At 62.6% G+C, this 20,406-nt stretch carries 20 protein-coding genes; 7 read left to right on the plus strand and 13 right to left on the minus strand.

Translation table 11 applies throughout. The features are described from left to right. Window positions 1–19 precede the first annotated feature (19 nt). The 4 genes from qatD to AC5P9C_RS06050 are packed head-to-tail and all read right to left on the minus strand — an operon-like array spanning window position 20 to window position 4,702. Complete coding sequence (qatD, locus tag AC5P9C_RS06035; RefSeq protein WP_197638646.1) at window positions 20–754, minus strand: Qat anti-phage system TatD family nuclease QatD; 735 nt, start codon at window positions 752–754, stop codon at window positions 20–22. After that, window positions 751–2,028: a Qat anti-phage system QueC-like protein QatC gene (gene qatC / locus AC5P9C_RS06040; RefSeq protein ID WP_495205112.1), complete on the minus strand. Its 1,278-nt coding sequence runs from the start codon at window positions 2,026–2,028 to the stop codon at window positions 751–753. The genes qatD and qatC overlap by 4 nt, the downstream gene beginning before the upstream one ends. Further along, window positions 2,025–2,855: a Qat anti-phage system associated protein QatB gene (qatB, locus tag AC5P9C_RS06045; protein ID WP_414614973.1), complete on the minus strand. Its 831-nt coding sequence runs from the start codon at window positions 2,853–2,855 to the stop codon at window positions 2,025–2,027. Before qatB ends, qatC begins: the two co-directional genes overlap by 4 nt. After that, window positions 2,855–4,702 carry a KAP family P-loop NTPase fold protein gene (locus AC5P9C_RS06050; RefSeq protein WP_414614974.1) on the minus strand — a complete coding sequence of 616 codons (1,848 nt, stop codon included), beginning with the start codon at window positions 4,700–4,702 and terminating at the stop codon, window positions 2,855–2,857. Before AC5P9C_RS06050 ends, qatB begins: the two co-directional genes overlap by 1 nt. 1,105 nt (window positions 4,703–5,807) lie before the next feature. On the opposite strand from AC5P9C_RS06050, the gene AC5P9C_RS06055 reads away from it, so the two are divergent. The 3 genes from AC5P9C_RS06055 to AC5P9C_RS06065 are packed head-to-tail and all read left to right on the plus strand — an operon-like array spanning window position 5,808 to window position 8,310. Then, window positions 5,808–7,274 carry an AAA family ATPase gene (locus AC5P9C_RS06055; protein ID WP_414614975.1) on the plus strand — a complete coding sequence of 489 codons (1,467 nt, stop codon included), beginning with the start codon at window positions 5,808–5,810 and terminating at the stop codon, window positions 7,272–7,274. Window positions 7,275–7,299: 25 nt separating this feature from the next. Further along, window positions 7,300–8,130, plus strand: a complete 831-nt coding sequence (locus AC5P9C_RS06060; RefSeq protein ID WP_414614976.1) for an HNH endonuclease — start codon at window positions 7,300–7,302, stop codon at window positions 8,128–8,130. 12 nt (window positions 8,131–8,142) lie between these two features. Next, window positions 8,143–8,310, plus strand: coding sequence for a hypothetical protein (locus AC5P9C_RS06065; protein ID WP_414614977.1), 168 nt, complete (start codon window positions 8,143–8,145; stop codon window positions 8,308–8,310). A 359-nt stretch (window positions 8,311–8,669) separates the two neighbouring features. Here AC5P9C_RS06065 and AC5P9C_RS06070 read toward each other — a convergent pair whose 3' ends face one another. Beyond that, entirely contained in the window at window positions 8,670–9,380 is a 711-nt protein-coding gene (locus tag AC5P9C_RS06070; RefSeq protein ID WP_197638652.1) for a hypothetical protein, read from the minus strand. Window positions 9,381–9,544: 164 nt separating this feature from the next. Here AC5P9C_RS06070 and AC5P9C_RS06075 point away from each other — a divergent pair, with 164 nt between their 5' ends. The 3 genes from AC5P9C_RS06075 to AC5P9C_RS06085 all read left to right on the plus strand — a co-directional run bounded on the left by AC5P9C_RS06075 (window position 9,545) and on the right by AC5P9C_RS06085 (window position 11,583). After that, a complete protein-coding gene (locus tag AC5P9C_RS06075; protein ID WP_414614978.1) occupies window positions 9,545–10,300 on the plus strand; it encodes a tetratricopeptide repeat protein in 756 nt (251 codons plus the stop codon). 455 nt (window positions 10,301–10,755) lie between these two features. Further along, window positions 10,756–11,112, plus strand: a complete 357-nt coding sequence (locus tag AC5P9C_RS06080; RefSeq protein WP_053443018.1) for a hypothetical protein — start codon at window positions 10,756–10,758, stop codon at window positions 11,110–11,112. Then, on the plus strand, window positions 11,113–11,583 hold the full coding sequence (locus AC5P9C_RS06085) for a hypothetical protein (RefSeq protein ID WP_414614979.1): 471 nt from the start codon (window positions 11,113–11,115) through the stop codon (window positions 11,581–11,583). Window positions 11,584–11,622: 39 nt separating this feature from the next. Here AC5P9C_RS06085 and AC5P9C_RS06090 read toward each other — a convergent pair whose 3' ends face one another. From AC5P9C_RS06090 to AC5P9C_RS06125, 8 genes are all read right to left on the minus strand, one after another. Next, a complete protein-coding gene (locus AC5P9C_RS06090) occupies window positions 11,623–12,249 on the minus strand; it encodes a nucleotidyltransferase family protein (protein WP_495205113.1) in 627 nt (208 codons plus the stop codon). Then, complete coding sequence (locus tag AC5P9C_RS06095) at window positions 12,225–13,286, minus strand: XdhC family protein (RefSeq protein ID WP_414614981.1); 1,062 nt, start codon at window positions 13,284–13,286, stop codon at window positions 12,225–12,227. The genes AC5P9C_RS06090 and AC5P9C_RS06095 overlap by 25 nt, the downstream gene beginning before the upstream one ends. An 8-nt stretch (window positions 13,287–13,294) precedes the next feature. After that, a complete protein-coding gene (gene paoC / locus AC5P9C_RS06100; RefSeq protein ID WP_414614982.1) occupies window positions 13,295–15,499 on the minus strand; it encodes an aldehyde oxidoreductase molybdenum-binding subunit PaoC in 2,205 nt (734 codons plus the stop codon). After that, window positions 15,499–16,449, minus strand: a complete 951-nt coding sequence (locus AC5P9C_RS06105; RefSeq protein ID WP_414614983.1) for an FAD binding domain-containing protein — start codon at window positions 16,447–16,449, stop codon at window positions 15,499–15,501. The genes paoC and AC5P9C_RS06105 overlap by 1 nt, the downstream gene beginning before the upstream one ends. Beyond that, window positions 16,446–17,093, minus strand: a complete 648-nt coding sequence (paoA, locus tag AC5P9C_RS06110; protein ID WP_414614984.1) for an aldehyde dehydrogenase iron-sulfur subunit PaoA — start codon at window positions 17,091–17,093, stop codon at window positions 16,446–16,448. Before paoA ends, AC5P9C_RS06105 begins: the two co-directional genes overlap by 4 nt. 233 nt (window positions 17,094–17,326) lie before the next feature. Further along, window positions 17,327–18,055: a hypothetical protein gene (locus tag AC5P9C_RS06115; protein WP_197561100.1), complete on the minus strand. Its 729-nt coding sequence runs from the start codon at window positions 18,053–18,055 to the stop codon at window positions 17,327–17,329. A gap of 79 nt (window positions 18,056–18,134) precedes the next feature. Then, a complete protein-coding gene (locus AC5P9C_RS06120; RefSeq protein ID WP_262231804.1) occupies window positions 18,135–18,611 on the minus strand; it encodes a nuclear transport factor 2 family protein in 477 nt (158 codons plus the stop codon). Window positions 18,612–18,673: 62 nt separating this feature from the next. Further along, entirely contained in the window at window positions 18,674–19,243 is a 570-nt protein-coding gene (locus AC5P9C_RS06125; RefSeq protein ID WP_343541780.1) for a TetR/AcrR family transcriptional regulator, read from the minus strand. Between the two features lie 166 nt (window positions 19,244–19,409). Between AC5P9C_RS06125 and AC5P9C_RS06130 the strand changes: the two genes are divergently transcribed. Continuing rightward, complete coding sequence (locus AC5P9C_RS06130; RefSeq protein ID WP_134966731.1) at window positions 19,410–20,363, plus strand: alpha/beta fold hydrolase; 954 nt, start codon at window positions 19,410–19,412, stop codon at window positions 20,361–20,363. Window positions 20,364–20,406: the final 43 nt, after the last annotated feature.

A 20,406-nucleotide genomic window follows, 5' to 3' on the forward strand; every position in this document is an offset into this window, starting at 1 on the left:
CTTTCTTTTGTAGAACGCGTCAGAAGTGAACTGAACCCAACCTCTTTAGGTTTAAAGAAAGCTGCTGCGTTACCTCGGCAGAAGGTACTTGCCACAAGTCACTGAGGGCCAGCACCGCACGCGAAGCCTCCCATGGCAGGATAGACCTGCCTTCGATTTGCACAAATGGGCCGTCAGATTCGGTAAGCACCTTCTCTCGAGGCATGTGATCCACTAGAGCACGGCCCTTCGAACTACTGAGCATCGCTGGGCCCACACTGAACCAACATCCCTGCTCCACCGCCTTGTCGACCTCTTTCACCGTGCCGCTGAACCAATGAAGGATAGGGATTCCAGCCCGCGGATGCTTTGCCAGCCGATTCAGAACATCTTTGCTAGCGCGGCGGCTGTGTAATGAGAGGATCCTGCCGCCCGCGCTGGAGCAAGCTGCAAGGATTCGCTCGAAGACTTCCACTTGGTCATTCCAGTGCGGTTTGAACTCAGGCGCCCCATCCAACCCAATCTCGCCCACGTATCGCGTGTGCCCCACCAACTGTTCGAAGAGCGGCAGCTCCGATTTGCGCAGATGGGCCACTTGGGGATGAAGCCCGAGGGCAGTTCTGATACGGCTCTTGCCCAACGCCAAGGCCGAGGTGCCATTCCAAGCCGATGGCGTGGTGGTGACCGACAGGACGTAGAGGCCCCGCTCCTGGCACGCCGCCGCGACCGCGTGCGGATCCGGATACAGATCCAAGTGGCAGTGAAAGTCGATCACGTTACACCAAGCTCGTTGTGCAGGCTCTCAAGCTCAGCGAGCCCACGTTGCACGAGCGCTCGGCGTGGTGCCCTGTCCCCCATCCGCGGATACGACAAGGAGGAAGAGAGCCAAGCATCGATTCCATCCGCCTTCACTTCAGCAATGGCCATGGCGACGGATCTTACGTCATCGAACTTCGCGTGATCGGTGTCCTTTCTGCCCAGGTTATTGAATTTGTAGCCCGTACCGTCCACATGCTCCCAGGCATTGATGGCCGCCCGACGGACCTGGCAAGGAACGCAGCGCCCGCAATGCTGGTAGCCAAACACGCGGTAACGGCCACAACTGACGGAAGAGAGAGCAAGTTCTTCGAGCAAGGCTTGATCCTTGCATTCATTCAACATCTGGCCTTTGGTCTTGTCTTCGTAAGGGTTCTCCAGCCGAATCCTCAGCCCCGCTGCTGCCAGAAGATCACGCAGCCTGTTCAAGAACTCAGGATGCGCCGTGCGGGTGCTCAGGCTACCCAGTCGCGTATGAGTGAGAGATGGATTAAGGGCGATGAATCCGTTCTCGCAGACAAACACGGGGACTTCCTCGCCTTCGTGATAGCGCTCGAGCGTGGTTGCCGCGACAACGGCGAATGCCAAAAAGATGATGGATCGAGCACGCTGTGAATCTTCCTTGTCCCACGGTGGGGTAGCGTTGTGATTGAGAGCTAAGCGCTTAAGGCCTCCACCGATACGCTCAGCGAAAACGCTCTGATTGTCCGCATCGCCTCGGACCACATTGCTCACCGCCATGGGCGAATAGCCCTTCTCCACCAAGTCGATCGCACCGACCAAGCTATCCAGCCCCCCAGAAAGCAACACCACGCAGTCTTCCTTGGGCCGAACCAACTTCGATGGCGCCTTGGGTGTGTGCCCACCTTCAACAAAACCGATGCTCCAGCGATCCGTGGACAGAAAGCCCAGCATTGCTTGGATGGCGTCGGATTGGGTGGACCAGAAACCAGGATCCGAAACGGCAACGACCAGCTCTATCTGGCGCGTCCACCCATCGGGGCTGTCACTGCGTGTCACCGAGACGTCTGCAGTCACCACCGCCAATGCCAGCGAGAGAAAGTCCCAGGCGCGTTGATCCGGCAGTAGTCCAGCGCGGTAAATTTCCCGCTGGACGGCTTCTCCCGCACTGCCCTGGTGATCGTTAGACCGGTTGCGCTGGCCGTAAAGCAGGACCTCTAGATCGTGGCCTTGCGGGACCGGACAACCCTTCGGTGCACAGAAGATCTTCAAGACACATACTCCTCGAACACCGTGAATGTCTCCCGCAGCGCGTCCCTCACCACTTGGGCGACCCTACCGGAACTCAGTTGGCGTCCTGCCTGCTTTAACGTCCGAAAAGAAGCGGACACCGTCTGCTTGATGTAGCTGCGAATTTCCTTAAGCCTCGCCAAACCCATAGTGGTGGTAGGCGCCTTTTCGATGATGACTTGGCCCGTATCGAGCTCGAACCGACGCACGATGTCGTTTGCCGTGAAACGCTCAATCGCGAATTCCCGTTGTTCGTCCGTCAGCTGCAGCAAGTTGGCGTTCTCGTAGCGCGCCAAGAGCTCGGACAAAGCGTCTCGAATCGCTGCTCGTGAGGCTTCCGCATCCTGGGTGCCGTCCACCGGCCGCACGGCTTCGACGATCGCATCCATGATCTCGTCGGCGTTGCGTCCGACCAGCAAAGCACGATCCAACACCGCAGTGGGATCGCGCGTCGCCCCTCCGGCCAAGCTGCTGAGAGCTGTAGACAGGGCCCCTGCGGTTGTTGCGGTGCTGCCCATCCGGCGAGACGCTGTGCCGGATCCTCCATACCCGCTACGCACATACCCTTTCAGCGCCCTACGCATCGACCTGCTGTCGCCGGTTTGCGCGTAGTCGCCCAAGTTCCTGCGGGTTGTCCCCCACCTACCCGGTGGTGCTGTCGGGGTGGGAGTGGGCGTGGGAGTTTCACCCGGCTGTCCGTCCTGTCCTGGGTCATCCCCAGGTGGATCGCTTGGCGCCGAGCCGTCCGCCCACGGTGGAATCATCGGCACGCCCGATCCAGGCCCTTTACTGCTCTGAGAGGTTCCCATCAGCTCGTCCTTTGCTGGATTGCTTTCTTCGCCGGACCACCGACGCCTTGTTTGAGCCAGTGCTCGAAAAGACTATCCGCCCACGGTTGGCCATCGACCTTCGGCACGATGCTGGCTTGGATTTGCGCGATCGGCCGATCACGAAGGAAGGACGCCAGACGCAGCCCCTGGGCAGAATCATGCTCCCCAACGACCAAGCAAGCTTCCAAGATCTCTGGGACGCCCCACTGTTGCTCCTGCCGAGCCCGATCCAAAAGGCGATCCATGATGATGGCAATCTCGGGACGGCTGATGACCGCCAAGCGTGGTTTCAGTGCACCCGCCATGTCTGGGCTCGCCAGCAATCCAGTCAACACGTCCGCAGCGTCTGACGACAGCCTGTCTTCGGGCATGATCAGAGGCGCATGCTCCCGGCCAACGTATAGCGCGCCACGAAGGTCTTCTTTGGCCAACGCAGGCGGCAACGTCAACCACTCTTGCACGAAAGACCCTTGCCAAGGTGCAGACAATTCAACAGCAATACCACTGGCAGCCTTCTCCTCCCATTCCGCGAGGATCGTTGGGTGACCGCTGTCATGCGAGCTCACCGAAGCAATGAGTTGGCCGTAAGCCTTTGGATCGCCCAGGCGCTCAAACAGCAGCAACTTAGCGAGAACGGCCTCATCGACGCCGACTCCTTGAGCCTTCGAAATCGTCATTCGTATCGAAAGCGCGTTGAGAAACCGCTTAATGAGTCGCGGATTGCCCGAAATGTCCGACGCGGCAACCATCAAAGGCGCCAACCGATCCGCTGTGTCCAGCTGACCGAGCAAACTAGGGGGAAGGTCAAGTTCCAGCGATTGGATGAAAGCACGATCCACGCGCTTTCCGAGCCAGCTCTGGCGCAGACGTTCTCCGACCTTCTGGTGGACAGTCTCCTTGACCGATGCTTCGAGCTCGCTGTTGTCCACGAACAACATCATCATGTATGCCCGAACTTCCTGCGTCCCCAGTGCAGGCACACGAATGGGCACCTGAATCAGCTTGTCGAAGTAGTTGGTGACCAGCGCATCGTCATCAAGACCCTCGAAATGCTTACGCACCGCGTGCTTGATCATTCCATCATCGGCAGCGATCACAAACGCCGTGTTCTTCAAGAACAGGAAGAGCCGGATAGCCTCAAGCGTCGAGATGGTGGTGGGCGGCAAGCACCGGTCCAGGTCGTCGATCAATACGACGAGCGTGATACCGAGCTCTTCCAGAGCTTCCTCAAAGCTATCGCGAAGCGCCTGAATTTCCTTAGGAGGTGAGTCGTCGGGTTTGGGCCCCAGTAGGGAACCTGCCTCGTCAGCTGCTGCCTTGGCTTGCTCCTTACCCTGCTCGAACTCCTTCTGACTAACGCCATCGGCCATGCCTTTGGCCGTGCGCCAGAGCCCGCCCAGCAGGCCGGTTGGAGCCAGTCCAAAGGCCAAGGCAATGGCGTCTCCAGTTACCAGCTTGGCTGCGCGAAACCACTTGATCCGTTTAATGAACTCTAGGACCTTGCTCTTGCCCTTCCCCCGCTTTTCAGCCTCGTCCTGCAACTTTTCGGCAATGACGTCCATCAGTGCCGCACGTGCATCGTCGTAGCCCTGGTAGAGCCACGCATTGAACTCCACGAAAACAAAGTCCCGATCACCGTTCTTCTTAGGACGGCCCGCCAACGACGCTCGTGTCAGTTTGATCAGCGAAGACTTACCCCTGCCCCACTGCCCTGATACGCCGATTGAAATCGGCTTACCCTGAGCCTGCGCGATGATTTCGGCAATGGTGTCCGCCACGCCGGAAAAGTTCAGGAAATCCCGTTCGGTTTCGTTATCTGTCCACATCGAGTACTGCTCTCCCCGATCTCTATACACCCTCGAAATGGCAGCCACCAGCTACAGCCCTATCTACCTTACTTTATCCAAGACTGGAGCATGAGTCACCGGTTCGGCTGACCGCTTATCTTCGAGTATAGTAGCTGATTACCTCTTGCGCTCCTCTTAGCGCCATACTTTTCATCGGACCCGGACCCGGACCCGGACCCGGACCGAGGCCACGTTCTTGTCTTCAACAGACGAATCGTCACTGCTTTGGGTATCCTGCCCCCGATCAGACCTCCTAACCCACTCGCTGGCACGATGTTCGCTTATTGTTGGGTGCTCGGCGCATCTATCAAAGCAGCCGCATAAAAGCCCACATACCTAGCTCCGTTGGCAGAAGATCTAGTTAAGGAGTAGTTAGGATATACGACGATCTGCGGCGAGCCGCGACGCCGATTTAGTCCCCGCAGCCGCAACAGGCCCAACCGAACTTACTAGGGCTCTGCTTCGAGGTCCGCTTTGGATCGACAGTTGCCATGCCCCTACCCCCGGTAAATCTTTCTAATCCCAGCGCGGCTGACGTCATATTCGGCCAGTTGAAGGCGCTTGAGTTCGGATTGATACAGCCGGCCGAACTTTTGCGCCACACGCAGAACGTCACTTCCGCGATGCTCATCTTGCGACAAATCTCACCGAATGCCGTCCTCAACTCGGCCTGCTTCAGCGCTGACGCGATTTCCTCTTCAGTAAAGCCGGACTTCTCAAGTCTCTGCTTCAATGGCCCCGTTCTCCGGTGGCGGGGGCAGGTCAGACCGCTAGACGCTAGCGGTTAGTCAAGATGTACAGGTCGTACGCCATTCAATTGAACGCATGCCGACGTGGCCTGCCCCGACCAGGCCCGACTAGACCCTACCCCGCCAAGGAGGCACGACAAGCGCACGTATGGCCCATCCACTCCCCTGCCGAAGCTCGCCACCGACGAGGCTTCGCTCGCCGCAATGTCTCCGCTACACTGCCGTTGGCCCACCCCGCCTTCGAGGCATACTTCCACCGATCGCCCGGTCGGTGGCCGCGTTTCCTAACCAACTTTGAAGATGTTGACGGGGCGGACTGACTGCCGAACATGCCCATGATCCTGAAAAGCATAAGCACATCCGCCCGCGTTTTCGAATCCCCTTTCGTCTTTTGTGGGGATGATTCACCATCGGATCCCGACCAGTCGTGGATCACGGTCCTCATCGGCGAGAATGGTAGCAAGAAGAGCCTGGCGCTCAGGGTTCTGATGGAAGCGGGTCTGGGTAGGACGGAACACCGCGGCCATGGTCATCCGCCCATCGAGTTTACGCCACAGTTCGAGGGCCCGCGCCCGTCGAACGTTATTGCCATCTCCAACACGCCTTGGGATCGCTTCCCTCGCGGCTACGAACTCAGCAGCCTATCAAAAATCGTGTCTACCGACGGCGGGCGCTACGTCTACATCGGGCAAAGGGCGGGCACCGGAAACGTCAGCCTGCGAAATAATGAAAAGCAGCTCGGGTACAGCCTGATCGAGAACGCCGCGTTTCTCGGCGAACGGGCAGCGGACCTTGAGCCGATTTTCTGGAAACTCGGCTTGGAGTTGTGTGCAGGCATTCGTTTCGTACCGAACAGGACCATCGGCCGACCTGATTTCGGCCCTTGGGATCGCCGATCCAAACAGGGGTTCGAGCACTACCTTTCCAAGTTACCTGCGGTCGTCCGGCAACTGCAGAAGGATCGCAGCATCTCCGCGTCGGACCGGGCCGCCGTGACCGCATACGCTAAGTCCCTGCTTGAAAATTCCAGCGAAGTCGAACGTGTTCGCGCGTTGCTCAACTCGCTGGTTCCTTCCAAGATCGCGTTTTGGTTGCGTCCGCGGGACCACAAGATCTTCTTCGGATACGACACGATCCTCGAGTGGCGCTACCTTCTATATCTGGGTTTGATAGAGATCGAGGGCATCAGCTTGATGCCGCTCGGCAAGCAGCATCTCGCGGACAAAGCCAACGAGGCTAAACGCGACAGCGATCTAAGTTCCGGCCAGTGGAACTGGCTGTTCAACTTTTCCAACCTGGTGTTCGAACTCAGGGACGACTCACTGGTGCTCGTCGACGAACCGGAGAACAGCCTGCATCCTGGCTGGCAGCGCGAGTACCTGCCCACGCTGCAAACGGTGCTGTCCACCCGGGCTGGATGCCATGCAGTCATCGCGACCCACTCGGCGCTAATTGCGGCCGGGCTCTCGAATAGCTGGGGGAGCATCCGCCGGCTTGAACCAAGCGAGACAGCAGATGGGGCCGTTCGCACGCGTCCTCTTGAAAGCCCGTTCGCATGGTCGTCCGACGATGTCTATCGGGACGTCTTCGGCATGGAATCTAGCCGGGCGCCTGAGTTCATCCAGGCGGTTGACCAACTCCTCGAACTCATAAGCAAGCCGGCGCAGGAAAAGGCTCATGCGCCCGAGTGGGCCATCGCCTACCTCCGCCGCGCCTTGGATGAGTTGCCGCCCCACGACGCGATGCGAAACGTCGTCGCCGCTATCCTGAGGCACTTCCAACAAGGCGCCGGACGTGACTAGGCCCGGCAGAAACCTCCATATCAGGGTGAACATCGGTCAACTCGACCGTTCGATTCAACGCAGTGTCCGTTCCAACCGGGGGAAGGCGTGGTCGACGACCTTACCCGGGATGTATGCGCTGAGAGAGTGGCTACTCGAGAAGCAGAATTTCCGCTGCGCCTATTGCCAGATGCCCATCACGTCCATGAGGCTGGGTCATTGCGAGCTAGATCACGTCCTGCCGAAGGCGCCTTCTTCCAATCTGAACAGGGAGCTAGCCCGTAGCAATGCTCTGGAGCATCGCTATCACACCTTCGGATACAAGCGATTCAAGTTCGTTCCGCAGAACTTGGCGGTCACCTGCAAGCAGTGCAACACGTTCAAGGGAAGTTTCGACCCCCTTTCCGATCGCGCCAAATCGCCGGGCAAGCTCCCGTACGTTGCCGATGCGTACTGCTGGGTCCACCCGCAGTTGCACAACTACGCGCGACACATTTCGATCGATCAGGAATGGTTTTACAAGGGTCTTTCGAAGCAGGGCAGCAACACTATTCGCGTGTGCAAACTGGACAAGGCCGAGGTGGTCTCGCGCAAGCGGCAAGCCGACGCGCTTGTCGCCCAAAGCGACGATCTTGAGGATTTCCTCATCAAGTATGGCGCCCAGTTCGAGAACATAGGAGCCACCCAAGGTATTGCTGCCTTGACGTCGAGCTACGGAATCGATGAGACGACTGCGGATGTTATAACCGCGATGTTCGCGGACTACAGCTTGTCCAAGGGCGCCGAGGCGTTTTGCCGAACACTTGCGGCCGCGTTGGAATGCGTGAGAAATGCTAGCGCCGCTGCGGCATCGCCACAGACCGTCAACGGGCACTGAAAGGACCGCGGGATGCTGGCCGACGCGTTGCTGGACGAATTGCGGAGCAGAGGAGAAGGTCCTCAGCTAGACTACAAGGCCGAGCGTTATGCTTTCGCCAAAGCCACTGCGGAGCGGAAGTCCGAGCTGCTCAAGGACATCCTGGCCCTGGTTAACACGCAGCGCAGCGGCAACGCCTGAGGACGACTGACCCCTCATCGTATTGGGCTCGACGACGGGCATCAGGATTTCGGGCGCGAGGCCCACGGTGGCGCCGACGACGCGTCCAATCTAGAACAAGCGCGGGCCTGTCTGTCTGCTAGCAGTACAGCTGGCCTTCCGCGCTAAGCAGCGCAACCAACGCATCAGTTTCTTCTCGTCAGTAGCGAGCACGCATTCGAGCTCACCTAGAATCACGTCGTGCGCTTGGTCTGCCCCGTTCTTACTGACACTTACAAGAAGGCCATTTCAGGTCATGAGTAGTGCTTCTTGCCCTGAGCTAGCGACCTACTTGGGTCGAGAGATACCCCTCCCCTACCCTCGATAAACATCCCTTATCGCTACTGCACTGATTTGGCGGGCAAAAAGGGTTTTCGCGCGAGCTCCAGCCTGCTCACGTCAGCCACAGGCACAAGAATTGCAGCCTTCTGCTCCGGCGCCCAAAACACATAGCTGTCCCCCAAGCGCCCCACCAAACCCAGGCTACCTTGCACCCTCTCATCAATAGTCACATTGACCGTGTGCTTGCTGCTGCCAGAAGTAATCGCCTTGGCGCGCTCGAAGCCAAGCCAGTTTGACGAGATCGGGACATAGACAATCATCACGAGCGCATAGACCAGCCATGGCGACTCCTTCACGGCGGCCGGCAACACTGGAGACAGGCGTACTGCCATTGCACATATGCCCGTCAGCGCCACACCTATCAAAACGGGCCAGGCATTGGACCACCAAAGCAAGGCACCCATTCCAACAAAACAAAGAGTCAGGATCAGCCACATCAGCAGATTGGCTTGGGACGGCGTCGTTGTCACCTTCCCCTCGACCCACCCTCCAAGCAGCAGCGCAATCAGTATGAAGAACAACACCATGCCGATCCCCGCAAGCCCTGCAAGCGCAAGCTCACTCACCGCAACAAACTGAAAGGGATCCAGGCCGAAGTGGCCCCAATACGCCTTCAGGTAGAAGGCGCCTTGAATCAATCCAAAGGTGACGAGCGCCGAACCCCACCCAGCAACATCAGCCATCGTTAGCGTCTTCTGCGTACGTTCCATGTATCCCCTTCCATCAATGCAGCCCCGCCACATAGTGGCATGCAGCGCTCCGTCCTGCAGAACCCACCTCATTAACGTGACGCGTCACGCTCGATACCCCGCCCATTGGCGCCCCACCCCTCCCCCACTACAGTTCCACCCCTCACAAGGACGAGGCGGCACACATGCCCTATATCGGAATCGGACTCCACGTACTGGCAGCCATCTACTTCGCGGTGCACGCCATCCGCTCGGGCCAGAGCCTCTATTGGCTCATTCTGCTCTTCTCGTTCCCGCTGCTCGGCAGCGTCGTTTACTTCCTGGCGATCTACTTTCCCGAAATCCGCCACTCGCGCGGCGCGCGGCAGGCAATCCGCTCCGCCAAGCAGCTCATGGACCCGGGCCAGGACCTGCGCAACGCGCGTGCCGAACTGGCGCGTACGCCCACCGTGCAGAATCGGGTTCGCCTGGGCATGACACTGCTGGATGCTGGCCAGGCGGAGGAAGCCAGAACCCTGCTTGAGCAGGCAGCCAGCTCGCCGCTGGGCGACGATCCCTACATTCTGACCGGCCTGGCGCGTGCCCGCCTCGATTCCGGGCAGCCCGCGCGGGCGGCGGAGACGCTGGACGGCCTGTTCGCCCGCCATCCGGATGTGCGCCGCAAGCCGGAACAGACCCTGCTTTACGCGCAGGCACTGGCGGCTGCCCAAGCGCCCGGCACCCGTGCCGCGTTCGAGCGAGCCGTGGAATGCGGAAACGATGCCGCCGCCCGCTGCCTGTACGCCGAGTGGTTGATGGCACAGCCGCAGCCCGACGACCGTGAGCAGGCCCGCAGCCTGTTCGCCAGCATCATCGATGATGCCCAGCACTGGTCGCGTCACGCACGCAGCCACAATGCCGCATGGCTGGAGCGGACCAAGGTCGCGTTGAAGGGCTACTGACGCCTGGCGACCTTTGGCAATCCTGTCGCATCTGCCTCGCTCACAGCCCCGCCGGGCAAATGCCGACACTCGTCAGGCTTGCACCACCGACATCGCCGACAGCCTTGCAGCGCAACGCTCCAGCCTCATTGCGCCATATGCAACGATTCTGAAAATGTTGAAAGTGGTGACGGCATCGGCCCTACTGCATTGGCATCGCGCACAACCGGGCGTATTCCTTTGCGTGCCACCGGAAACGGGTGGCCGGGATTCGAAACCCCGGTAGTTCGCTGAAGTAAACGCTTGCCAGCCGGCATCACCCTGTGTGGTGCCGGCTGGCAATCCGTCGGCCGGCTATGGCGGGCGGTGCGTGGAGGCCTTGTGCCTGCCGGTTTAGCGAACACCGGGTTTCGAACCTCGCACCGTCCGCCACCTTTATCGGTGGCGGCTTCTGCATGCACGCAAGGAGCCCAGCCATGACCCAGCCCCACTCCCCTGCCTCGCACCCGATCCACGACGCGCCCGCCAACGGTCCTGCCTTGGACCCGAACACGCTCATCGCCCTGCTGCACAGCATCGGCGCCGGTGCCGCCTCCGATGGCCAGCCCTGGCCGGAACGCCATCAGATGCCCGGCCGACGCATCGCCCTGGCAGATACCGATTGCTCGCTGGCGGGCCTTCGGGTGGTGCTGGAGATCCTGCTGGCCGCGCAGCGCGCCCGCGAGAACGGCGAGCTGGAGCAGTACGTTGGCCCGCGCGTGATGGAGGGCCTGATCATGGCCGGAATCGGCCTTACCGCACACGCCAGTACCCGGCTGCATCCGGAGGGCTGAGTGGCGTGGTGCCGCTGGGCGGCCAACGCGCTCTGTCTTGTGGTGGTGGTTGCGGCACAGGCGCAGTGGCCGGCGACGCCGGTGCCCTCGCCTGTCGCGTTCCAAAGCATCAACGACGATCGATTCTCACAACTGCGCCGCCAGGCGATGCAGTTCGTGGAGTCTCGGCCACGACAGGGCTTCCAGTTCGTCGAGCGGCGCCGAGATGCCGAGTTCCAGGTTCATTGCCGGGGCATACCCGTGCTGTGGCTGGAGAGGCGCTCGCACCATCTGCTGTTGCAGGGCTCACTGGACGCGGAGCAGCGGGCGCCCGCCGTTGTGCAGCTTGGCACGTTGCTTCAATGGCAGCTGGAGCCGGTGGGCTATCTGGAGCAGGTGCTGGCTGACGTGCCGGAACCTGTTCTGTTGGATCGGGTGCTGCAGATGTTCGGGGGCGAGGTGCCTGAGGGCGCGCGATGTGGCCCGCACTAGTCACCTGCGCGACAGGCATTGGCCCAATGACCATGCGGGTCACCTCCCGGCATCGATCCAACCCGCATCGCGCGCACGCGCAAGATCTTCTGGCGTATCGATATCCAGGCCCAGTTCCGGTGCCTGCAGGACATGCACCGTATCGACAGGAAGTTGCCGCAGGCGCGCTCCGAAACCGCGGTCACCGGATGCACCGACAGCGGTGAACCAGGCGCGCGGCACGACTGCGGGAACGCCAAGCGCATCTCCGTGGCGGGTGCCCGCGCACGTTGACGCTGCGGCGCGGGCACCCAAAAGCAGCGCCTGCAGATGGGAGCGCTCGATTGCGGGCTGGTCGCATGCCAGGATCATCACCGCGGTCACCGTGGGCAGCAGGTGTGCGCCGGCAACCTGCAGACTGCTCGCCAGGCCACGCTCCCAGTGGTGGTTGGTTACCGGAGTGGCATCCAGCCCGTCAATGCTGGATGTCACGGCCTGTGCGTTCGCGCCCACCACGACCAGTACCTGCGCTGGCGCGACCTCCCCCGCCAACCGCACCACGCGATGTACCAGGGTCTCGCCCTGCCGGGTGAGAAGCTGCTTGGGCTGGCCAAGTCGGGTGCTCCCGCCGGCAGCAAGCACGATGACCGCATGCGCGTCAGTCACCTGCCGTGCGCGCTTCGCCATTGCTGCAGCTGCGCGGCGATGCTGAGCGAAATCGCCTCTGGCCCTCGGCCGCCGATGTTCAGGCCGACCGGTGATCGAAGTCGCGGGGAAAGCCGGTGGCGCTGATCCGGTGTCAGCAGCTTGAACAGGTCCTCGCGCCTTCGCCGCGGACCCAGCAGTCCAATGAACGCGACGTTGGTATCAGCCAGGGCCACCAGCGTATCCCGGTCCAGTTCGAAATCGTGATGCATCACCAGTGCCGCGTCGCAACGGTCGCGATGAAGGGCATCGGCCGGGCTTGTCTGAAGATGCGCATCCGCGCACTGCCCGGCTGAGGCCCAGCGCGCTCGCCGTTCGGCCACGCTGACCCGCCACCCCAGGCCCCGCAGCAACGGAACCAGGAAGGGCGTTTCGGGACCGCCCCCCAACACCAGGGCCCGCGGAAGCCGGGGCAACGGCAAACGCCACGCACCCTCGCCAAAGGGCTGCGTACCCTCCATCGGATGCAGCTGCCACGCCTGCTCGCGATGGCCGGCACGGAAAATGACCTGCCCCGACGTGCGAAGGTCGCGCTGGAGTGACACACCCTCGCGCAACCAAGCCTCGATCACGTCGTCGATGCCGGCCATAGCACGCAATGGCAGGAGCGCAATCCGAAGCCGGCCGCGGCAGCCGAGCGCGGACCCGCTCAACAGGTCGTCGTCACTGCGGGTGTCGATCTCGATCCAGTCGACCCGTCCTGCCGCACTTACCTGCTCCGCGCGTCGCGCGAGCTCGGGCTCCAGGCATCCGCCGCTCAGCCAGCCGACCTGGCTGCCGTTGCAGAACAGCACCATGTCGCCGGCACCGGCGTAAGTGGAGCCATCGGTTTCCAGCACCAGCGCGAGCACGGCGTGCTCCCCCGCGCGCACGCGCGTCAAGGCCGTCTCGAGTACGCCGCGCGGGCTGCCTTCGGCGAGGAAACCCGGCGCTGCGGACAGGTCCTCGGCAAGATCGCCGGGCTCCCCTCCGCCTGCGGCGGAGACCTCCAGAATAGGCGAGGCTGCGGGTCGGTCCATGCGCACCGTCAGCCTACGTCGGGCAAGCCGGGCAACAGCTTGTCCAAGGTGATGGGATAGCTGCGCACGCGCACGCCGGTTGCGTTGTAGATCGCATTGGCGATCGCGGCGCCAACCCCGCAGATGCCCAGTTCACCCACACCCTTGGCCTTCATCGGCGAGATCACTGCATCCAGCGTGTCGAGGAAGACCACCTCCTGGTACGGGATGTCGGCGTGCACGGGAACCTCGTAGCCGGCCAGGTCGTGGTTGATGAACAAACCAAGCCGTTTGTCGACCACCAGCTCCTCCATCAGGGTCGCGCCCGCACCCATCACCATCCCGCCGATGACCTGGCTGCGTGCAGACAGCGGATTGAGGATCCGGCCGCCATCGCATACGGCAAGCATGCGGCGAATGCGTGTCTCTCCAGTGTAGGCATGCACGGCGACCTCGCAGAAATGCCCTGCATAGGTGCCGACGTCGTAGCCTTGTTTGAAGTCGCCGAAGGCAATGCCGTCCTCCGCCGACAGGGTTCCCGCCTCCGCCAGCTTGATGGTCCGACCACCCGCCTGGATGCGGCCATTGGCGAAGTCTGCGGTGTCGCCGTCGAAGCCGAGTTTCTCGCCCACCTTGCGGCGCAGGCTGACGCACGCCGCGTACACGCCCGCGGTGGAGCTTGCCGCGCCCCACTGGCCGCCGGAACCGGCAGAGGCAGGATGACGGGAGTCACCGAGGGTGACCTGGACCTGGTCCAGCGGCACGCCCAGGGTCTCGGCTGCCGTCTGCGCGATGATCGTGTAGGAGCCGGTGCCGATGTCGGTCATGTCGGTCTCGACAATCACCCCACCCTGGCCGTCAAGCCGGACCCGCGCCGCCGACTTCATCGTCGGTGCGCCGCGATAGCCCGCGGACACGCCCATGCCGACCAGCCAATGCCCTTCCCTGACCTGCGCCGGCCTGGCGTTGCGCTTGTTCCAGTTGAAGCGCTCCGCGCCTTCGCGCAGGCAGCGCACCAGGTTGCGGTCGGAGAACTTCTTGGACGGATCGCCGGGCACGACCTCGGGCTCGTTGAGGATGCGGAACGCGATCGGGTCGAGACCCAGCCTCTCGGCCATTTCGTCCATTGCCACTTCCAGCGCCATGTGGCCCGGTGCTTCGCCCGGTGCGCGCATCGCATTGCCTTCGGGCATGTCGAGCGTGGCGATGTAGTTGGCCACCAGGCGGTTGGCGCCTGCATAGAGCTTGGGCGTCTGCAGGGTGCCGTTCTCGCCATCCTCGCCGTTGATGTTGCCCGACCAGTTCTCATGGGCGATGGCGGAGATCCGGCCATCCTTTCCGCAGCCGATCCGCACGCGCTGGAGGGTGGCGTGCCGGTGCGTGGTGTTGTTGGGCATCAACGGGCGTTGCAGCGCGATCTTCACCGGTCGCCCGACCTGCTTGGCGGCCAACGCGGCCAGCACCGCGTCGGCACGGATGAACAGCTTGCCGCCGAAGCCGCCGCCGATATAGGGCGAGTCCACGCGCACCTTGGCAGGATCGATGCCGAGGATCGCCGCCATGCCCTGCCTGGCCCAGTCGATCATCTGGTTCGCCGTCCACAGCGTGAGCGTGTCCCCCTCCCATGCGGCGATGGTGGCGTGCGGCTCCATCATCGAATGACTTTCGTCGGAGGTGTGATAGGTCTCGTCGAGCTTGACCGCGGCACTCGCGTAGGCGGTGTCGAAATCGCCCAACGTCTGCCGGTCGGGCTTGCCGTCGCGCCCCTTTGCCAGCGGTGCGGACGGTGCCAGGGCCGGGAAATCGAAGCGGCCCTTGCTGCGCTCGTAGCGGGTGCGGATCAGCGCTGCGGCGGCGCGGGCCTGCTCGAAGGTCTCTGCCACCACGCAGGCGATGGCCTGGTGGTAGTGGGCCACTTCGGGTCCGCCGAACAGCGGCGCATTGTTCCAGTTCGATTTGCCGACCGGCTTGGTTTCCGGTGCGGTGATGACCGCCAGTACGCCGGGCGCGGCACGTGCGCGGGAGGCATCCATCGAAATGATGCGCCCCTTGCCGATGCCCGCACCGACGATGTAGCCGTAGGCCTGGTTTGGGGCCACGTCGTGGCGCTCGTAGGCATAGGGGGCGGTGCCGGTGGTCTTGCGTGGACCGTCGATGCGCGGCGTCGACTTGCCGACGACCTTGGCCTTGTCGAACAGGTTGTCGCCGGCGGGGGCGTTGAATTCAAGGGGCATCAGCGCTCTCCTTCCACCAGCACGGCTGCGAGGGTGCGCTCGGCGAGCGCGATCTTGAACGCATTCTCCCGCGTCGGACGGGCACCGGCGAACACCTGCCGGGCCGCGGCCTTTACGCCGTCGCGCAGCAGCGGTTCGGCTGCCTCGACGCGCCACGGCTTCGGCGCAACTCCACCGAAGGCGAACCGCGCCGAGCCGTCTCGCTGCACGACCGCGGCGACCGACACCAGTGCGAACGCATAGGACGCGCGGTCACGTACCTTGTGGTACACGTGCCGACCGCCCAGGGGCTTCGGCAGCGTGACGTGGGTGATCAGCTCACCGCGCTGCAGCACGTTGTCCTGCTGCGGCCTGTCGCCGGGGGAACGATGGAAATCGGCAATCGGGATGCTGCGCGTACTGCCGTCACCGCTGACGGTCTGGATCGAGGCGTCCAGCACCCGCAGGGCCACCGCCATGTCGCCCGGATAGGTCGCGATGCAGCTGTCCGAGGTGCCGATTACGCCCATCTGCCGGGAGAACCCCTCGAGTGCGCCGCAGCCTGATCCGGGCAGGCGCTTGTTGCAGGGCAGATGGGGATCGTAGAAATACGGGCAGCGCGTGCGCTGCAGCAGGTTGCCGCCGGTGGTGGCCTTGTTGCGCAGCTGCCCGGAGGCGCCTGCCACGATCGCGCGGGTCAGCACCGCGTAGTCGCGGCGCACGCGCACATGCGAGGCCAGCGCGGTATTGGTGACCAGCGTGCCGATGCGCAGGCCGCCCTCGTCGGTGGGTTCGATCCTGTCCAGGCCGATGTCCTGCACATCGACCAGGTGCGCTGGCGTCTCGACCTCCAGCTTCATCAGGTCGAGCAGGTTGGTCCCTCCGGCCAGGAACTTCGCGCCCTCGGTACCGGCGACGGCCTTGGCGGCCTCGGCCGGGGATTTGGCGCGTTCGTAACTGAAGGCCCTCATGAGCGCCTCCCTGCAGAGGTTACGCCAGCGACTTCTTCCATCGCCTCGGCAATGTTGGAATAGGCCCCGCAGCGGCAGAGGTTGCCGCTCATGCGTTCGCGCATTTCCATGTTGGTGGCCCGGGGCCGTGCACTGACGTCCGCCTGTACATGGCTGGGGACACCCCGCTTGATCTCGTCCAGTACCGCCACTGCCGAGCAGATCTGCCCTGGCGTGCAGTACCCGCACTGGTAGCCGTCATGCTTGATGAAGGCGGCCTGCATCGGATGCAGGTCATCGGGGGTTCCGAGGCCTTCGATGGTGGTGATGGCATCGCCCTGGTGCTGCACCGCCAGGCTGAGGCAGGCATTGATGCGCTCACCGTTGACCAGCACGGTGCAGGCACCGCATTGACCGTGGTCGCAGCCCTTCTTGGTCCCGGTCAGCTTCAGATGTTCGCGCAGCGCATCGAGCAGCGTGGTCCGGGTGTCGAGCTCAAGCTCCCGCCGGCTGCCGTTGACGGTCAACGCCACCGTGCTGACGACCGGCGGCCTGGGCGGCGGGGGCGTCGCCAGTTCGGCGGCGAGCGATGCCGCCCCCGGTGCGGCGGACATTGCCACGGTCGTGACGCCGCCGGCGATCACCTGGCGACGCGTCAACTTCACTCCTTCATCACAAATTGGCACAGTGACCTCCTGGCGTTCGGGAAAATCCCGTGGCTGGATGGACGCGCTCACACTACCCAAGGGGCACTATGCCCATCTGCGGAGTACAGGCCTGTGAAGTCGGCGAAATGTGCGACCCTGCCAAGGCAGGCAACCGCGACTTTTACTCTTCAGCGCGGCACTCTTGAGCCATGCGCATGCCTCATTGGATGGCTCACAGTTCTGCTTGTCTCTCACGGCGCTGGCTTCGAGGGTTCGGGCTCGTGGACGGAGCCCTCCAACAAGGCAACGTAGGTATCCAGCCGGGTGCGAAGGCCGATCAGCATCCAGCCCAGCAGGTACAGCAGCACCATGGCGAAGATAAGCAGTGCGCCTAGCAATCCAACATCGAAAGCGCCCGCCCAGTCGCCCCATTTCCATCCGCGGAACTGCAGGTAGAGGGCAATCAACAGCGGGAATGGCCCGAGCCGCTGCAGCCCGCCATACATCATGCCCATGCGCTCAATCATGTTTGTGCGCAGGGTGCTGACGAATTTGAGTCGCCGCTCGCGCTGGACGCGCGGGAATCCGCGAAGCTCGGTCACCACCGATTGCCAGTGAGCGAAGTCTTCATCCATCTCCCGGGCGTGCGAGAGCCGCGGTTGGCTGAACTGGCGGATACCTCTGCGGGCGGCCAGGACGCCACCGACAATGAACCCTCCGATTTCGATTGCCAGGCAGGCAACAACCACCTGAAGCACTGCGCCAACAGGCAGCCATCGATCCGGAAGCTGGCCAGTGAGAATGCCGATGACCGCCGCACCCATGCCGATGCGGAACGCCCACGTCTCCACCCTGCCCGCTTTCGGGTAGATGCTGTGCTCAACCAGCCCCTGCACCCGCTGGTAGAGCCAGTGGAATGTCAGTTCCTGCGAATCGGTCGTTGCCGGCGGATCGACGCCGCCCCCTGCCTGCATGTCCATTGCACCCCTGCCCCGGCCGGCGCAGATGCCGGCCGCCCCATCGTACCTGAGCACGCTTCGAAAGGCGCCCCAGCGGGAATCACATGCCCAGCTCCGACAACCCCGGGTGATCATCCGGGCGACGCCCCAGCGGCCAATGGAACTTGCGGTCGCTTTCCTTGATCGGCAGGTCGTTGATGCACGAGAAGCGGCGCTGCATCAGGCCATCCTCGCCGAATTCCCAGTTTTCGTTGCCATAGGAACGGAACCAGTTGCCGGAGTCGTCGTGCCATTCGTACGCGTAGCGGACCGCAATGCGGTTTTCAGTAAAGGCCCAGAGCTCCTTGATCAGGCGGTACTCGAGTTCCTTGTTCCATTTGCGTGCCAGGAACTGCCGGGCTTCCTCCCGGCCGTTGGTGAATTCGACACGGTTACGCCACTGGGTGTCGAGCGAATAGGCAAGCGCCACCTTGTCGGCATCGCGGGAATTCCAGCCATCCTCGGCAAGACGCACCTTCTGCGTGGCCGATTCGAGGGTGAACGGAGGAAGCGGCGGACGGGGTTGTTCTGCGGACACGGGGAGACCTCCAATCGAAATGGATACACGGGTTGCTTCAAAGGATCTGGCGTACCCAGGCGCTAACGCTTGGCCTGTTCCAACAACAGCTTCGCGACATCCTTCGCGGTGTCTGCGGCGTCGAGATCACCCATCACGCGCGACAGGGTGATGGCGCCTTCCGTCAGGATCAGTAGCTGGCGGGCCAGGTCCGCCGGCTGCTCCACATCCAGTTGTTCGGTAAGTTCCAGCGTGTAATCAAGCAGCTTCTGCTTGTGATTCCGCGCGATCTGCCGGATCGGATCGGCCGGATCGCCGACCTCCCCCGCGGTATTGATGAACGCACACCCGCGATAGCCCTCGGACTGGAACCAGCTCTTGAGCGCGGTGAACATGCCGAGGATGCGCGCTTCCGGGCTGTCGGCCTTGTCGCACTCCTGCCGGAACCAGGCCAACCAGCGCACGTCGCGCGCCTTCAACGCGGCGGCGGCCACGTCGTCCTTGTTCTCGAAGTGGCGGTAGATGCTCTTGCGCGCCACGCCCGAGGTCTTCACCAGCAGGTCCATGCCGGTGGCATGGATCCCGTTCTGATAGATCAGCGCCTCGGCCGTGGCCAGGATCTTCTGTTGCGTGTCGGTGGTGACCTTGCTCATGGCTGCAAGGTAGAACGGTCGTTCTACCTTGTCAACAGGCAATCGCGAGCGATGGGCGCGCACATCCATGCAAGACGATCTATCAAGAAATCCGGACACTTCATCACCCGGACGCCTGATCACAGGCGCAAAGTACGTCTCACCACCCACCCATGAGAGTTCCCGCATGAACACCTTCGCCCGTACGCTGGCGGTTGCCGCCCTCGCCCTCTCGGTCCAGGCCGGCCTGTCCGCGCAGGCCGCCGAACCGGCCAAGCCGGCTCCGGTCACCGCCATCGCGCGCACCGCCAGCTACATCACCACCGCCGACGGCGTGCAGCTGTACTACAAGGACTGGGGCCCGAAGGACGGCCCGGTCGTGACCTTCAGCCATGGCTGGCCGTTGAATTCGGACAGCTGGGAGTCGCAGATGATCTTCCTGGCCAACCATGGCTACCGCGTCATCGCGCATGACCGTCGCGGCCACGGGCGCTCCAGCCAGCCATGGGACGGCAACGACATGGATCACTACGCCGATGACCTGGCCACGGTGATCAATACCCTGGACCTGCACGATGTGACCCTGGTGGGCTTCTCCACCGGTGGCGGCGAAGTGGCGCGCTACATCGGCCGGCACGGCACCGGGCGGGTGAAGAAGGCCGTGCTGATCAGCTCGGTGCCGCCGTTCATGCTGAAGACCGCCGACAACCCGAACGGCCTGCCGATCGAAGTGTTCGACGGCATCCGCAAGGCACAGATGGAGAACCGCGCGCAGCTGTACCGCGACATTCCGTCGGGCCCGTTCTATGGCTTCAACCGCCCGGGGGCGAAGGTGTCGCAGGGGCTGATCGATGCGTGGTGGGCGCAGGGCATGCAGGGCGGCCACAAGAACACCTACGACTCGATCGCCGCGTTCTCGGCCACCGATTTCCGCGCCGACCTGAAGAAGTTCGATGTTCCTACCCTGGTGATCCACGGTGACGACGATCAGATCGTGCCGATCGATATCTCTGGCCGTCAGTCAGCGAAACTGATCAAGGGTGCCAGGCTGATTGTCTACCCGGGTGCGCCGCACGGCCTGACCGACACCCACAAGGACAAGGTCAACCAGGACCTGCTGACGTTCCTGCAGGAAAAGTGACTGGCCAGGGCTCCGGCGCCGTGCCGGAGCCCTCCTGTTGCCT

This window comes from Stenotrophomonas sp. YJH_SMC_10 (assembly GCF_059371555.1).

Coding starts and splice junctions, on each gene's coding strand:
- AC5P9C_RS06055 (WP_414614975.1), top strand. CDS start 5,808: ATGATCCTGAAAAGCATAAGCACATCCGCCCGCGTTTTCGAATCCCCT.
- AC5P9C_RS06090 (WP_495205113.1), bottom strand. CDS start 12,249: ATGGCGAAGCGCGCACGGCAGGTGACTGACGCGCATGCGGTCATCGTG.
- AC5P9C_RS06080 (WP_053443018.1), top strand. CDS start 10,756: ATGACCCAGCCCCACTCCCCTGCCTCGCACCCGATCCACGACGCGCCC.
- AC5P9C_RS06050 (WP_414614974.1), bottom strand. CDS start 4,702: ATGTGGACAGATAACGAAACCGAACGGGATTTCCTGAACTTTTCCGGC.
- AC5P9C_RS06115 (WP_197561100.1), bottom strand. CDS start 18,055: ATGGACATGCAGGCAGGGGGCGGCGTCGATCCGCCGGCAACGACCGAT.
- AC5P9C_RS06095 (WP_414614981.1), bottom strand. CDS start 13,286: ATGGACCGACCCGCAGCCTCGCCTATTCTGGAGGTCTCCGCCGCAGGC.
- AC5P9C_RS06105 (WP_414614983.1), bottom strand. CDS start 16,449: ATGAGGGCCTTCAGTTACGAACGCGCCAAATCCCCGGCCGAGGCCGCC.
- paoC (WP_414614982.1), bottom strand. CDS start 15,499: ATGCCCCTTGAATTCAACGCCCCCGCCGGCGACAACCTGTTCGACAAG.
- AC5P9C_RS06130 (WP_134966731.1), top strand. CDS start 19,410: ATGAACACCTTCGCCCGTACGCTGGCGGTTGCCGCCCTCGCCCTCTCG.
- AC5P9C_RS06070 (WP_197638652.1), bottom strand. CDS start 9,380: ATGGAACGTACGCAGAAGACGCTAACGATGGCTGATGTTGCTGGGTGG.
- AC5P9C_RS06125 (WP_343541780.1), bottom strand. CDS start 19,243: ATGAGCAAGGTCACCACCGACACGCAACAGAAGATCCTGGCCACGGCC.
- AC5P9C_RS06075 (WP_414614978.1), top strand. CDS start 9,545: ATGCCCTATATCGGAATCGGACTCCACGTACTGGCAGCCATCTACTTC.
- qatB (WP_414614973.1), bottom strand. CDS start 2,855: ATGGGAACCTCTCAGAGCAGTAAAGGGCCTGGATCGGGCGTGCCGATG.
- AC5P9C_RS06065 (WP_414614977.1), top strand. CDS start 8,143: ATGCTGGCCGACGCGTTGCTGGACGAATTGCGGAGCAGAGGAGAAGGT.